Genomic DNA, 12,193 nt, shown 5'->3' on the forward strand with positions numbered 1-12,193 from the left:
GCCTGCGACAACATCCAACATAAACTTCGTGTCCGACGAGAGCAAAACGCTGCCGGGCCTCCGCGCCTCACTCGACAAACTGGTCTATTTTCACGACGCCCAAAAACGGGGCAGTGAAATGGAACACGTCTTCATCTATTTCATCACCATCAGTAACCTTTCCGACCAACGGGTGACCCTGCTGGGCCGGCGCTGGGTGCTCAACGAGGCCACCGGCCACCGGAAAGTGATCGAAGGCGACGGAATCGTCGGCAAGGAGCCGACACTCTCCCCCGGCGAGGTATTTTCCTACAACAGTTATCATATGACGCATTGCAATTGCACCGCTCAGGGCGCATTTCATGGCCTCGACGAATCCGGAGCACATATCCATGTGCCCATTCCAGCCTTCGAAATGCACATCCCTGAAGCGGACGGAGGTCATTCCACCACATGAAGCTAATCGACCTCAACCGTCACGGCGGCATCGGCGCCAACTCCATCTTTGTTCAAATCGGCGACTTCAATATACTGGTCGATGCCGGCCTGCACCCGAAAATGGTCGGCAAGGAAGCCCTGCCCGATTTCGAACCGATCGAAGACCTGGATCTGGACCTGATCATCCTCACCCACTGCCACCTCGACCACTTGGGCGGGCTGCCGATCGTCGCCTCCCTCCACCCCGACGCCCCGATCATCACCTCGCTGCCGAATCTCACCCTCGCACCGAGGATGCTGCGAAACTCGATCAATGTGATGAAGCGGCAGCGGCAGGAATTGAACATCCTCGACTACCCGCTCTTCCTGCACCGCGATGTGGCCGCCGTTTCGAAGCGCTTGGTCGGCCAGCGCTTCGAGCGGGGCGAGGTCTACCTCAAGGGCAAGGACCGGATCGAGGTGACCCTCCACCCAGCCGGTCACGTGGCCGGAGCCGCCGCCGTCGAGTTCATCCATAAGCACCGGCGCATCGTATTCAGCGGCGACGTCCTGTTCGAGGCCCAGCGAACCCTTCCGGGCGCACACCTGCCCAAAGGCAAGATCGACACCTTGATCCTGGAAACCACCCGGGGACGAACCGCCCGTAAGCCCGAAGTCAACCGCGCGAGTGAAGTCGACCGGCTGATCGACACCGTCGCGGCCATCCTCGAACGAGGCGGCAGCTGCCTGATTCCCGTCTTTGCCCTCGGCCGGATGCAGGAACTGTTCAAGATCCTCTACGAAGCACGGAATTTCGGTCGATTGCCACGCTGCCCCGTCTTTGCGGCGGGCCTGGGCATCGACCTTTGCAATCATTTTGAAAAGATCCGCCGGAGTACGCGTCTCGTCGACTTCGACCTGGGCATGTTGGAAAAGATGCGGGTCCAGCAACCGGACCCCAAAATGCGCCCGGGCCGCGACCTGCCCCGCAAGGGCATCTACCTGGTCAGCAGTGGGATGATGGTGGAACACACGCCCTCCTACCATATTGCGGCTTCCCTGCTCCCCCATCCCGACAACGGGATCTGCTTCGTCGGCTACTGCGACCCCGAAACTCCGGGTGGCGAAATCCTGGCGGAACCGGAGGCGGAAAACTACTTCTTCGATGCCCTCGACTACCTGGCCCCGAGGCAAGCCAGTGTCGACCAGTTCGACCTCAGCGGCCACGCCGACCGCGAGGAGCTCGCAGCCTATGCCGTCCAATCCGAAGCGCGGGCCGTCGTCCTCACCCACGGCGATGCGGATGCGCGCGAGTGGTTCCTGGAGGAATTGCAGGCCAACATGCCAGACAGCACGGTGATCAATCCTGAACCGCTCTGCCAGTACCAAATCTGAGCTGCGCGCCCTTGCAAGCGGCCGGCAACCGCGCTAAACGGTGAGGACATCGTCCCCTTCGGGATCAGGCGGAATTGCCTCATTTCGTACGGCTTTCCTTGTCATTGCCCGACAACCTATCATATTTAAGCTCATCCCCTGCTCAATCAACCCCATGAATTACCAGATCAACATACTCAAGGAACACGGCATCGTCATCGAACGCATCCACGGGGAGGTCACAATCGAAGGCGTCATGCAGAAGACCCGTCAAATAATGGAAAACCCTGACTATGCCCCGCACTACTGCGGCGTGGTCGACCTGAGGGGGGCCACGTCGAAGATGAACAAGGCAGATCTCAACGGCTTTGTGGAGATGATCAATGGCAGTACACTGTTCGGGCAGTCGCTTTGGGTGATGATCGCTGACGACCCGATTGTGGTCGCAATGGGGCAGATTTTCCAGCACCGGCTCAACAATGTCGACAGCCTGCGTGTCGTCAGCTCCCGGCAGGCCGCCATCGATTTCATCCAGAAACCGGTCATCGCGGATTACCTGCCGGACGATTAGTCCCTCCCCGCCGCAATCATTACCATTGACTTCCCGCCCGCCCGCGCCACTTATCGCGGGCTGATTTTTTTTACCCCCGCCGAATCCATACGGCGGGATTTTTGTTTTCGGCCGACCGTGCCGGACTCTCACACACCCTCCGCTTCCATTTTCCATGAACGCCGCACACATCCGAAACATCGCCATTATTGCCCACGTTGACCACGGCAAGACCACCCTCGTGGACTGCCTGCTCAAGCAGAGCGGCACATTCCGCGAAAACCAGGCCACCGAGGAGCGCATGATGGACTCCATGGACCTCGAACGCGAAAAGGGCATCACCATCAAGGCCAAGAATACGGCGATCAAGTGGGCGAACCCCAAGGACGGGATTACCTACACCATTAATATCGTCGACACCCCGGGGCACGCTGACTTCGGCGCCGAAGTCGAGCGGGTGATGAAGATGGTCGACGGTGTGTTACTGCTGACCGATGCCGTTGGAGGCCCCCAGGCCCAGACCCGCTGGGTGCTCCGCAAGGCCCTCGATGCCGGACTCAAGACGATTTGTGTGATCAACAAGGTCGACCGCGAAACCGCACGCCCGGACTGGGTGCATGACAAGGTGCTCGAACTCTTCCTCGATCTGGACGCCGACGAGGACCAATTCAACGCCCCGTTCCTCTACGCCTCCGCCAAGAACGGATTTGCCGACCGCGAAGCAGACGGCCCCCGCGAAAACATGCAGGATCTCTTCGGGACGATCATCGAGCGCATTCCGCCGCCGGTCATCGAGGAAGGTGACTTCCGCATGCTCGTCTCCAACATCGACTGGGACGATTACGTCGGTCGTATGGCCATCGGCCGTGTGCTCTCCGGTACGGTCGCGCAGGGTCAAAACATCCACGCCCTCCGCAAGGATGGGCGTAAGGAACGCATCAAGATCACCAAGATGAAGACCTTTACCGGGCTCGCCACCGACGATGTGGCCGAGGCCGTGGCCGGTGACATTGTCGGCATCGCCGGCTTCGACGAAATCGATATCGGTGACACTTTGTCGCTCACACCCGATGCCGAGGCGATGCCATTTGTCGAGATCGACCCCGCTACGGTGCAGATGGAGTTCTCCGTGAACAATGGCCCGCTCGCCGGCAAAGACGGAAAGAAGGTCACCTCACGCCAGATCCGCGACCGCCTCATCCGTGAAACCCAGTCGAACATTTCCATCTCCGTGGAAGACACCGACGAGGGCACCCGTTTCCTCGTCAACGCCCGGGGCGCCATGCAAATCGCCGTCTTGGTCGAAACCATGCGCCGCGAGGGCTTCGAGGTGCTGGTTTCCCGCCCGACCGTGCTGTACAAGACGATCGACGGCACCCGCTGCGAGCCCTTCGAACAGGTCTGGGTCGAAGTACCGGAAGACCAACTCGGCGGCGTGATGGAAAACTTGTCCAAGCGCAAGGCCAAGGTCACCAACATGGAGCACCACAACGCGGGTGTCACGGTCGAGGCCGAAGCCCCGACCCGCGGCCTGATCGGCTTCGAGAGCGACCTCGTCACCATGACCTCCGGCCACGGAGTGATGAGCCACTCATTCCTCGAGTACCGTCCCTTCTGCGGCGAAATCACCACTCGTCAAACCGGCACCCTGGTGAGCATGGAACTCGGCAAGGCCATGCCCTACGCGCTCGACATGATCCAGAACCGCGGCAAGCTCTTCATCGCCCCCGGCGAGGAAGTCTACGGCGGCATGATTGTCGGTGAAAACCCGCGCAAGGAAGACATGCCGGTCAACCCGGCCAAGGCCAAGCATCTCGACAACATGCGTGCCTCCGGTTCGGACAAAGGCATCCAGCTCGCCCCCCCGGTACAGTTCTCCCTGGAACGTGCGATCGAATACATCGCCGCCGACGAACTGGTCGAGGCCACACCGAACCATCTGCGCCTGCGCAAGCGCATCCTCGACGAGAATACGCGCCGCAAGCTCGCAAAGGCCGCCAAGGCCTAAAATGTAGACGCGCCGCTCCACTCCTGGAAGCGGTAGAGCCAAGTCTTCCAACGCAGCGTCCATCCGGATTCGGCCCATTCCTCGTAGGGCTGGCTCTCGGTGTAGCCGTCGGTATTGTTCCATACCTTGTCAAAATACAGGTCGTAGGCCTCCCCCAGTGAACCTGCCCGGCGGAAGAGCAGGTTCGCTTCGAGGTTGCTGTCCCCGATATTGCGTCGTGTCCAGTTCGAGGAGCCCAGACAGATCAGGTCCAGCCCCGCCCCGGAAACACGCAGTACCTTGGCATGGTATTGCTCGCCATGGGTCGACGCCCAGCGCACCTCGATCTCGTGCGTGGATGCCAACTGCATCAGTTCCGCGGCTACCTGACGGTTCGGAATCCCGCTTTTTTCGCGGCCAAAAGCGTCTCGGTTCGCATCCAGCAACAGACGCAACCGGCTCCCGCGCTCGACCGCCTCGCGCAAGGCCGAAACAACTTTCCGGTCCGAAAAATAGAACAGCCCGATATCAATACGGGCACCTGCCCCACACTGCCCCAGCACATCTACGAGGGCTTCACGCACCTGCCCTTCGCTGAACCAGCTGACCGAAGGCGCCCCGGTACGGACAGTGCCAAGCTCATCCGCCTGCGGCAGAATCACGTCCAACTGCGACAGCGTTTTGCGGAAATGCTCCTCCGGCATCTGTGAATTTTCCCCAGAGCCTGTCGACCATCCTGCAATCGCCATCTCGGAGCGACCTGCGTAGGCCGCCACCGGACCCTCCACCAATGCCGCTACATTGGAGTGATTGGCGCTGCCGTCCGCCGGATTGAAACTGCCGACCAAGGCACGAAAACGCCCACCGTTGCGTCCGGTCACCAGAACCTTGCGATGATTGGCCTTGAAATACAAGAGGCTGGACAGCTGCCCCACCGACAGACGCGGCCCGTCGGGATTGAAAGGGTTCGGGAAATAGCGCATCGCATCGGGCCCCGTGTCCGGCTGGAAGAAGTGCCCCCAAAACTTAGCCTGCGGCCCGTAGATTCGGTTTGAGTCCGGCAACCGTTCCAGATCCGTAAAAATCACAGGGATGCCGGCTTGCGACATGCGTCCGTAAAAGACGGGGTAGTCCTCCCCGTAGACACGGTTGATCGGGTCGGTAATCACCAGAATCGGCATATCCGGATTCTTGATACGCTTTTCGATCAATGCCTGCGCCAGCTCGCTCGATAACCCGCGCAATTCCGTATCTTCCCCGACCGCGCCCTTCCATGGGTTCCAGAGAAAGAAATCGGCGATAATGAAGGTATCCGCCTTCTCGATTTCAGACAGGATCGAGCGAAAGATCTCATGCTCCAGCAAATGGCGTTGGCCCTTCGAGTCCCAGAGCGTACGGTCTACCAGCAGGCGCGCGGAGTCATAGCCGTACTCGGGACTGCGCTGGCTGGTTCCGGACGGCATTTCAGGCTGACGAATCAGAACATAAGGCAGCAGGAAGACCCCAAGCACCGCCCCGACTCCAATCCAGAAAAGTTTCTTCATTCCCGCGAGCATGGAGAAGACCAGAGGCAGTCTGCAAAGTAAATATGACGGGTGTGCGCCCTCCCGGACATGTACCGACGGACCCTATACTTCCCACCGTCATTCATTTTGTTCACAGATTCCATTGGTATCTGCCTTGACCCGGGAGATACGGAGTCAACGATACCAGCATGCCTCGCCTGAGAAAACTCCAGCCCCCAATAACCATACTTTCGACCGTTCTTTTGTTGGCACTCTGGTCGGGCTGCGACGAAGGAAACAATTCGGGATACCGGGCGACGGGACCGGGACCAAATCCGGATGATCCCTTTCCCTTCTCCCACGCTCCGGTACAAATCGCCAAATACGGGCCGGACTCCTGCCTACCCTGCCATGAGCAGGCCGTGCTGGACTGGCGCAAGAGCCACCACGCCAAAGCGAACAGGCGGGTCTCCACAGCCAAGGATCGCGCGGCCTTTACCCCGACCCGGACCGTCGAGGAATCCGGCGTGATCTACGAACTGTCCGAAGCAGAGAACAAGTTCTGGCTCACCGTCGTCAAGCCGGACGGAACACGAGAACCTCATGAACTGGTCGGCGTGATCGGTGAGACGCCACTACGACAATACCTGACCCGTTTCGAAGGGAACAAGCTGCAGACGATCAGCGCCAGCTACGATGTACTCGAAGACGAATGGTTTGACGTGTATGCCGGGGAAAACCGCATGCCGGGCGAATGGGGCCACTGGGCCAGCCAGGGCATGAACTGGAATGCAAACTGCGCCTACTGCCACACGACCCACTACGAGAAGGGCTTTCTATACGGCGCAGACCACTATGAATCGACATGGATACAGCAGGGAATCGCCTGCGCGGAATGCCACACAGGGCTCGACGTACATGTCGAAGCCTCCGCACGGAAAGACTACGTCACGGGACTGACCAAGCTGACGAAGGAACAAACCACCGAGAACTGTGCGAGTTGCCACGCCCGACGCGACCAGCTCACCGCCGATGCCTTTGTGCCGGGTGATCATTTTCACGATCATTTCGACCTGAGCTTGCCGGACCAGCCCGGCTTGTACTATGCCGACGGACAAATTCTCGATGAGGACTTTGTCTATGGCTCCTTCCAGATGAGCCGGATGGCACACAAGGGCGTGCAGTGCATGGACTGCCATAGCCCGCATTCGATGGAGCCCATCCTGCCGATCGACAACAACATGCTTTGCATGCGTTGCCACGAAGGCGGGGTGCTCGAGGCGCCGATCATCCAGCCGCAGACACACAGTTTCCACGCAGCCGACAGCACTGGGAACCTCTGTGTGAACTGCCACATGCCGAAGACCAAGTATATGCAGGTCGATCCGCGGGCCGATCACGGCTTCCACCTTCCGGACCCGCTCATGACCCGCGAGCTGGGCATTCCCAACGCCTGCAGCGGCTGCCATGAAGACAAGGGTCTGGATTGGAACATCGACTGGTCCGAGAAATGGTATGGCGAAAAACTGGCAGACAGCCGACAGCGGGCACGGGCGCGCGCGGTTTCGGCAGCCTATCAGGCAGATCCGGAAGCTGCAGGGCAACTGCTCGCGCTCTGCGAGGCCGAGGACATCCCGGCATGGCGCGCAATTTATGCGGGGCTCCTGGCCAATTACCTGCCTCGGGAAGACGTTCGTCTGCAGCTCGAAGCCTTGAGCCGGGATGCCGATCCCATGGTTCGAAGCCGGGCCATCAGGGGACTGGCAAGAGTGGATAGTCAGGAATCACGATTGAAAGATTCAATGGAAGACCCCTGCCGTCTGGTCCGGATTTCGGCTGCGCGGGGCGCCAGCATACGTGGCATGGCCCTCACACAGGAGCCAGCTGCCGGAGAGTGGGAAGGCTACCTCGCGTTCCAGTCGGACCGCCCGCAGACACTCTTCCTGCTCGCACAGCAGGCGGCTCGAGCCGGTCAGGCGGACTCGGTAGAAGACTATGTCACGCGCGCGATCGCCATGGATACCGCCAACCCGGAAATGTACCATCAGGCCGCGATCCTTTTGAGCAGCGCCGGTCTCAACGAGCAAGCCTCTCAAACACTCTACAAAGGCTGGGATCTGGCTCCGGAGAATCCAATCTTCCCCTACTCCCTGGGACTGCTCGCCGCAGAAGCCAATGATTATGAAAAGGCGATTTCCTTCCTGCAGGAAACGGTCAGTGTGGAGCCTGAATTCTACCGGGCTTGGTACAACCTCTCCCTGGCCTACCAGAAATTAGGACGCGTGGAAGAGGCTCAGAAGGCCATGCAACGTGCGCGTGGCCAATAGCACCGGGAGGCCGGACTCGCTCAGGCTAGCCGATGAATACCGATCAGTAACCAGCCAGTGTAGTCCGAAAACCACCCGGCCATCGGCTCCCCACCTCACTCTCGTAGGTCGACGGCTCGGGAAAATTAACCAATCGGGGCCGGGGCATCGGGGTAGCCGCACGCATTCGCTCAAATAGCTCAACCGCACGGTCACGCTCGCTGCGGCGGACTTCCATCCATTCTGGATCGATACTCGTGAGGTTGCGATCCTCCGGCGTGAATTCCGGACGCAACCCAGCCAGACGCAGTTGGGCCGCCAAACAAGAGGTCGGGACCACGGCGCTCTTGTTGCGCACATGGTAGCGACGGATATCCGACGGCTCGATCGCGTCTTCCGCCAACGAAGGTGTCAGGCTCGTCGTCTCCAACGGAGTCTCAGCATTCAGGGCATTCTCGACCTGGGCCAACATGAAACCGATGCCGACAATGAAACAGGCCGCCATGCCCGCACCGGCAACCCAAGTACGAATGGAGACCACCTTGCCTTCGGCAGAGTGTGTCTCTGCAGCGTCAAAGGCTCCCAAAGCCACCAACATGGCCTTGTGCAGCCGGCAGGAATGCTCAAATTCGTTTTTTCGCGCGCAACTCGACTCCAGCTCGGCACGCAGCTCGGCCAGCTCGGCCGCGCTGATCTCCTTGTCGAGGTAGAGATTTACAAGTTCCTTGAATCGCTCGTCATTCATGCAAAATCATTGCCCATCAACTCGCGAAGACTCTCCCGCGCACGGGCGATTCGACTCTTCACGGTGCCGACACTGATGTCCAACTGCTCGGCAATTTCCTCGTAGGAAAGATTCTTCACATTACGAAGTACCAAAACCTCGCGATGCTTCTCGTTCAAACCGCTCATGCACTCAGACACACGGTCGACAAATTCATGCGTCAGTGTCGCCGCAGCCGGGTCCTCGCCCTCGCTCGGCATCACATTTTCCAAGGTCATGTCCCCGTCATCCGTGATCGGCTGGTCCAGTGAAATGGACTGGTCGCGCTTACGGCGGAACCAATACCAGTACCGGTTGTGGGCCAGATTCGTGGCAATTTGATACAGCCAGGTCGAAAAAGAGGCGTCTCCGCGGAAGTTCTCCAGTCCGCGATGGGCCCGGATAAAGGCGTCTTGAGTCACTTCCTCGGCGTCCTCACGGTTCTTCAAGAGTTGGTGAACACGTGCGTAAATACGGTCCCAATAACGGGTTACCATATCATTATAGGCAGCAACATCCCCCTGCCGGACACGTTCAAGCAGTAGTTGTTCGGGATTAGCGGATTCAGTCTTAGCGCTCATTGTAGTAGATTTGTATATATAGGAGTGCTTAACCTTAGATATGTTCCATAAGAAGATGTTCAAAAATATCCAGCCCCGATCTTGACAACCAGCCGATAGATTCCTTCCATCTCCGGCTTCCAAAGGGGGTCGTTAGCTCAATCGGTAGAGCAGTTGACTTTTAATCAATTGGTTCGGGGTTCGAGTCCCCGACGGCCTACCATCCTTCGCTTGAGCGTAGCGGTGCGAAGGATGCCACGCCGGAGACGCCACAGGCGCGCAGGCGGGCCAACCCCTACTAGACACACGCTCAAGACTACGGCTTGGCATGCCTCCAGACGATTTCACCTACGTTTACATCCTACAAAGTTTGCAGGAGCCAACCAGGCATTACACTGGTTGCACATCAGACTTGGAACGACGCCTGATTAAGCACAATAAGGGCGACGTCTTCCACACCGCTAAATACCGCCCGTGGAAAATTGAAACCGCTATTCGGTTTTCATCGGAAGAAAAAGCTCGAGCCTTCGAAAAATACCTCAAATCGGGCTCAGGCAGGGAATTTGCCAGAAGACACCTATAGGAAGGACCTTCGCTTGAGCGTAGCGGTGCGAAGGATGCCACGCCGGAGACGCCACAGGCGCGCAGGCGGGCCAACCCTACTAGACACACGCTCAAGACTACGGCTTGGCATGCCTCCAGACGATTTCACCTACGTTTACATCCTACAAAGTTTGCAGGAGCCAACCAGGCATTACACTGGTTGCACATCAGACTTGGAACGACGCCTGATTAAGCACAATAAGGGCGACGTCTTCCACACCGCTAAATACCGCCCGTGGAAAATTGAAACCGCTATTCGGTTTTCATCGGAAGAAAAAGCTCGAGCCTTCGAAAAATACCTCAAATCGGGCTCAGGCAGAGAATTTGCCAGAAGACACCTATAGGAAGGACCTTCGCTTGAGCGTAGCGGTGCGAAGGATGCCACGCCGGAGACGCCACAGGCGCGCAGGCGGGCCAACCCAACTAGACACACGCTCAAGACTACGGCTTGGCATGCCTCCAGACGATTTCACCTACGTTTATATCCTACAAAGTTTGCAGGAGCCAACCAGGCATTACACTGGTTGCACCAAAGATCTCGAACGACGCCTGATTAAGCACAATAAGGGCGACGTCTTCCACACCGCTAAATACCGCCCGTGGAAAATTGAAACCGCTATTCGGTTTTCATCGGAAGAAAAAGCTCGAGCCTTTGAAAAATACCTCAAATCGGGCTCAGGCAGGGAATTTGCCAGAAGACACCTATAGGAAGGACCTTCGCTTGAGCGTAGCGGTGCGAAGGATGCCACGCCGGAGACGCCACAAGCGCGCAGGCGGGCCAACCCTACTAGACACACGCTCAAGACTACGGCTTGGCATGCCTCCAGACGATTTCAGAGATAATACGGTTGTCTTTCACGAATCGGCCCTCGAACTAGCATTCGATGGAGATCGACCTAGAAACCATTATCCGCTCCGAACCGGATGCAGTCGTCCCGGGCGTGCGTCAACACAGCGCCGTGCCCATCCGGGTGGTCGACGGCTGGCAACAGGAAATGTGGATATTCGAACCCGAACTGCAGCCTGAATCCCCACATCCCGCCCTCCTCTTCTTCCATGGCGGTGGTTTTGCGGTCGGGCACCCCAACTCAGGCCGGGATTTGGCTCAATACCTGGCCCTTCGCTGTGGCATGACCACATTTTCGGCCAGCTACCGCCTGGCCCGTCCCCACCATCCGACTTATCCAAAGCCTATTGAAGACGTGGCAGCCGCTTGGAACTGGGTCCAGACGTATGCCGCGGATTGGAATGTGGACCCCGAGCGGCTCGCAACAGGCGGCGCCTCTGCCGGCGCCTGCCTCAGCACTTTGTCACTCACAAAGGGCCTACTCCCCGGCGTAAAAGCACACATCTGCTTCTGGGGCCCGATCGACTTGATCGCCAGGTGGTATGACAACGGCGAGAAACCCGGTGCCGAACGCATCCTGTTGGGAACAAACTACCAGGCAAATCCGGCACTCTACCATCAAGCCAGCGCCCTGACTCATGTAAAGCCCGGCCTGCCGCCAGCGGCCTTCATTTACGGGAATCAGGATAAAGTGGTGCATCCCCGCCAGGGACGCTTAGGCGAAGCCGCATGGAAGCAGTGTGGCAGCCACGCGGAACTGCATTATTTTGACAACATTGGGCACGGCATTGAGGGCGACAATACCGCAAGCATGGTCCAAGTGATCGAGCGAGCCGCCAGCTTTCTGGAAGAACAGCTGATCGGGCAGTAGGCTCGCAAGCGCAGCTTAGGACTGCACCCAGTTCAGGTATTTCTGGCTGGCCGATTCGGCCTGTACCACCACCCATTCCGGGTTCTCGTAAGGATGGTTGGCGTTGAGGAAAGCCTCAATCGACTTCAATTTACCGGGGGCAAATTTCAGTGTCAGGCGGAGCTCCTGATGACTATCCATCTCCCCCTTCCATTTGAAAATGGAACGAATCGGGTCCAACTGCACACAGGCGACCAAATCTCGCTCCACAAGTTCCTGAGCCATGCGCTCAGCAATATCTTCATTATCACAGGTTGTCCATCCAATCAAAAGTTCTACACTCATGACATTATAAAAACCGTCATTCCCTTGATTGAAAACAGGAAACGACAATGAAGTGATCAATAATAAGAGCTGCTTTAAGCCCAACCTAGTGCTAATATTAGATCCTC

At 58.2% G+C, this 12,193-nt stretch carries 13 protein-coding genes and 1 tRNA gene; 10 read left to right on the top strand and 4 right to left on the bottom strand.

The window, feature by feature from the left end:
• The first annotated feature begins 28 nt into the window (after positions 1-28).
• The 4 genes from O2597_RS12540 to typA all read left to right on the top strand — a co-directional run bounded on the left by O2597_RS12540 (position 29) and on the right by typA (position 4,328).
• Entirely contained in the window at positions 29-436 is a 408-nt protein-coding gene (locus O2597_RS12540) for a Co(2+)/Mg(2+) efflux protein ApaG (protein ID WP_269525343.1), read from the top strand.
• Complete coding sequence (locus O2597_RS12545) at positions 433-1,791, top strand: MBL fold metallo-hydrolase (RefSeq protein ID WP_269525345.1); 1,359 nt, start codon at positions 433-435, stop codon at positions 1,789-1,791. Before O2597_RS12540 ends, O2597_RS12545 begins: the two co-directional genes overlap by 4 nt.
• Before the next feature lie 154 nt (positions 1,792-1,945).
• Positions 1,946-2,341 carry a hypothetical protein gene (locus O2597_RS12550; RefSeq protein ID WP_269525347.1) on the top strand — a complete coding sequence of 132 codons (396 nt, stop codon included), beginning with the start codon at positions 1,946-1,948 and terminating at the stop codon, positions 2,339-2,341.
• Between the two features lie 154 nt (positions 2,342-2,495).
• Entirely contained in the window at positions 2,496-4,328 is a 1,833-nt protein-coding gene (gene typA, locus O2597_RS12555; RefSeq protein ID WP_269525349.1) for a translational GTPase TypA, read from the top strand.
• On the opposite strand, the gene O2597_RS12560 is transcribed toward typA, so the two are convergent.
• Positions 4,325-5,851 (bottom strand): phospholipase D-like domain-containing protein, encoded by a 1,527-nt coding sequence (locus O2597_RS12560; RefSeq protein WP_269525351.1) that lies wholly within the window; start codon positions 5,849-5,851, stop codon positions 4,325-4,327. The two genes, typA and O2597_RS12560, sit on opposite strands and share 4 nt — an antisense overlap.
• 170 nt (positions 5,852-6,021) lie before the next feature.
• Here O2597_RS12560 and O2597_RS12565 point away from each other — a divergent pair, with 170 nt between their 5' ends.
• Positions 6,022-8,139 carry a tetratricopeptide repeat protein gene (locus tag O2597_RS12565; protein WP_269525353.1) on the top strand — a complete coding sequence of 706 codons (2,118 nt, stop codon included), beginning with the start codon at positions 6,022-6,024 and terminating at the stop codon, positions 8,137-8,139.
• A 43-nt stretch (positions 8,140-8,182) separates the two neighbouring features.
• On the opposite strand, the gene O2597_RS12570 is transcribed toward O2597_RS12565, so the two are convergent.
• Together O2597_RS12570 and O2597_RS12575 are read right to left on the bottom strand one after the other, a co-directional pair.
• The gene (locus tag O2597_RS12570; RefSeq protein ID WP_269525355.1) at positions 8,183-8,863 is read right to left on the bottom strand and encodes a hypothetical protein; all 681 of its coding nucleotides are present in this window, start codon (positions 8,861-8,863) and stop codon (positions 8,183-8,185) included.
• On the bottom strand, positions 8,860-9,462 hold the full coding sequence (locus O2597_RS12575) for an RNA polymerase sigma factor (protein ID WP_269525357.1): 603 nt from the start codon (positions 9,460-9,462) through the stop codon (positions 8,860-8,862). The genes O2597_RS12570 and O2597_RS12575 overlap by 4 nt, the downstream gene beginning before the upstream one ends.
• Positions 9,463-9,588: 126 nt before the next feature.
• Between O2597_RS12575 and O2597_RS12580 the strand changes: the two genes are divergently transcribed.
• The 5 genes from O2597_RS12580 (at position 9,589) to O2597_RS12585 (ending at position 11,762) form a co-directional block, all read left to right on the top strand.
• A tRNA-Lys gene (locus O2597_RS12580) sits at positions 9,589-9,664 on the top strand.
• A gap of 105 nt (positions 9,665-9,769) precedes the next feature.
• Positions 9,770-10,024, top strand: coding sequence for a GIY-YIG nuclease family protein (locus O2597_RS18640; protein WP_345783016.1), 255 nt, complete (start codon positions 9,770-9,772; stop codon positions 10,022-10,024).
• 109 nt (positions 10,025-10,133) lie between these two features.
• Positions 10,134-10,388, top strand: a complete 255-nt coding sequence (locus O2597_RS18645) for a GIY-YIG nuclease family protein (RefSeq protein WP_345783016.1) — start codon at positions 10,134-10,136, stop codon at positions 10,386-10,388.
• Positions 10,389-10,497: 109 nt separating this feature from the next.
• Complete coding sequence (locus O2597_RS18650; RefSeq protein WP_345783017.1) at positions 10,498-10,752, top strand: GIY-YIG nuclease family protein; 255 nt, start codon at positions 10,498-10,500, stop codon at positions 10,750-10,752.
• Between the two features lie 176 nt (positions 10,753-10,928).
• Positions 10,929-11,762 (top strand): alpha/beta hydrolase, encoded by an 834-nt coding sequence (locus O2597_RS12585; protein ID WP_269525359.1) that lies wholly within the window; start codon positions 10,929-10,931, stop codon positions 11,760-11,762.
• Between the two features lie 15 nt (positions 11,763-11,777).
• Here O2597_RS12585 and cutA read toward each other — a convergent pair whose 3' ends face one another.
• Positions 11,778-12,086, bottom strand: coding sequence for a divalent-cation tolerance protein CutA (cutA, locus tag O2597_RS12590; RefSeq protein ID WP_269525361.1), 309 nt, complete (start codon positions 12,084-12,086; stop codon positions 11,778-11,780).
• Positions 12,087-12,193: the final 107 nt, after the last annotated feature.

The sequence above is a fragment of the Coraliomargarita parva genome (assembly GCF_027257905.1).
GTDB classification, from domain to species: domain Bacteria; phylum Verrucomicrobiota; class Verrucomicrobiia; order Opitutales; family Coraliomargaritaceae; genus Coraliomargarita_A; species Coraliomargarita_A parva.

Bases quoted from the DNA above. Each gene is read 5' to 3' on its own strand.
- O2597_RS18645 (WP_345783016.1), top strand. From the start codon at position 10,134: ATGCCTCCAGACGATTTCACCTACGTTTACATCCTACAAAGTTTGCAG.
- O2597_RS12570 (WP_269525355.1), bottom strand. From the start codon at position 8,863: ATGAATGACGAGCGATTCAAGGAACTTGTAAATCTCTACCTCGACAAG.
- O2597_RS12575 (WP_269525357.1), bottom strand. From the start codon at position 9,462: ATGAGCGCTAAGACTGAATCCGCTAATCCCGAACAACTACTGCTTGAA.
- O2597_RS12545 (WP_269525345.1), top strand. From the start codon at position 433: ATGAAGCTAATCGACCTCAACCGTCACGGCGGCATCGGCGCCAACTCC.
- O2597_RS12560 (WP_269525351.1), bottom strand. From the start codon at position 5,851: ATGAAGAAACTTTTCTGGATTGGAGTCGGGGCGGTGCTTGGGGTCTTC.
- O2597_RS12565 (WP_269525353.1), top strand. From the start codon at position 6,022: ATGCCTCGCCTGAGAAAACTCCAGCCCCCAATAACCATACTTTCGACC.
- O2597_RS18640 (WP_345783016.1), top strand. From the start codon at position 9,770: ATGCCTCCAGACGATTTCACCTACGTTTACATCCTACAAAGTTTGCAG.
- O2597_RS18650 (WP_345783017.1), top strand. From the start codon at position 10,498: ATGCCTCCAGACGATTTCACCTACGTTTATATCCTACAAAGTTTGCAG.
- typA (WP_269525349.1), top strand. From the start codon at position 2,496: ATGAACGCCGCACACATCCGAAACATCGCCATTATTGCCCACGTTGAC.
- cutA (WP_269525361.1), bottom strand. From the start codon at position 12,086: ATGAGTGTAGAACTTTTGATTGGATGGACAACCTGTGATAATGAAGAT.
- O2597_RS12585 (WP_269525359.1), top strand. From the start codon at position 10,929: ATGGAGATCGACCTAGAAACCATTATCCGCTCCGAACCGGATGCAGTC.
- O2597_RS12550 (WP_269525347.1), top strand. From the start codon at position 1,946: ATGAATTACCAGATCAACATACTCAAGGAACACGGCATCGTCATCGAA.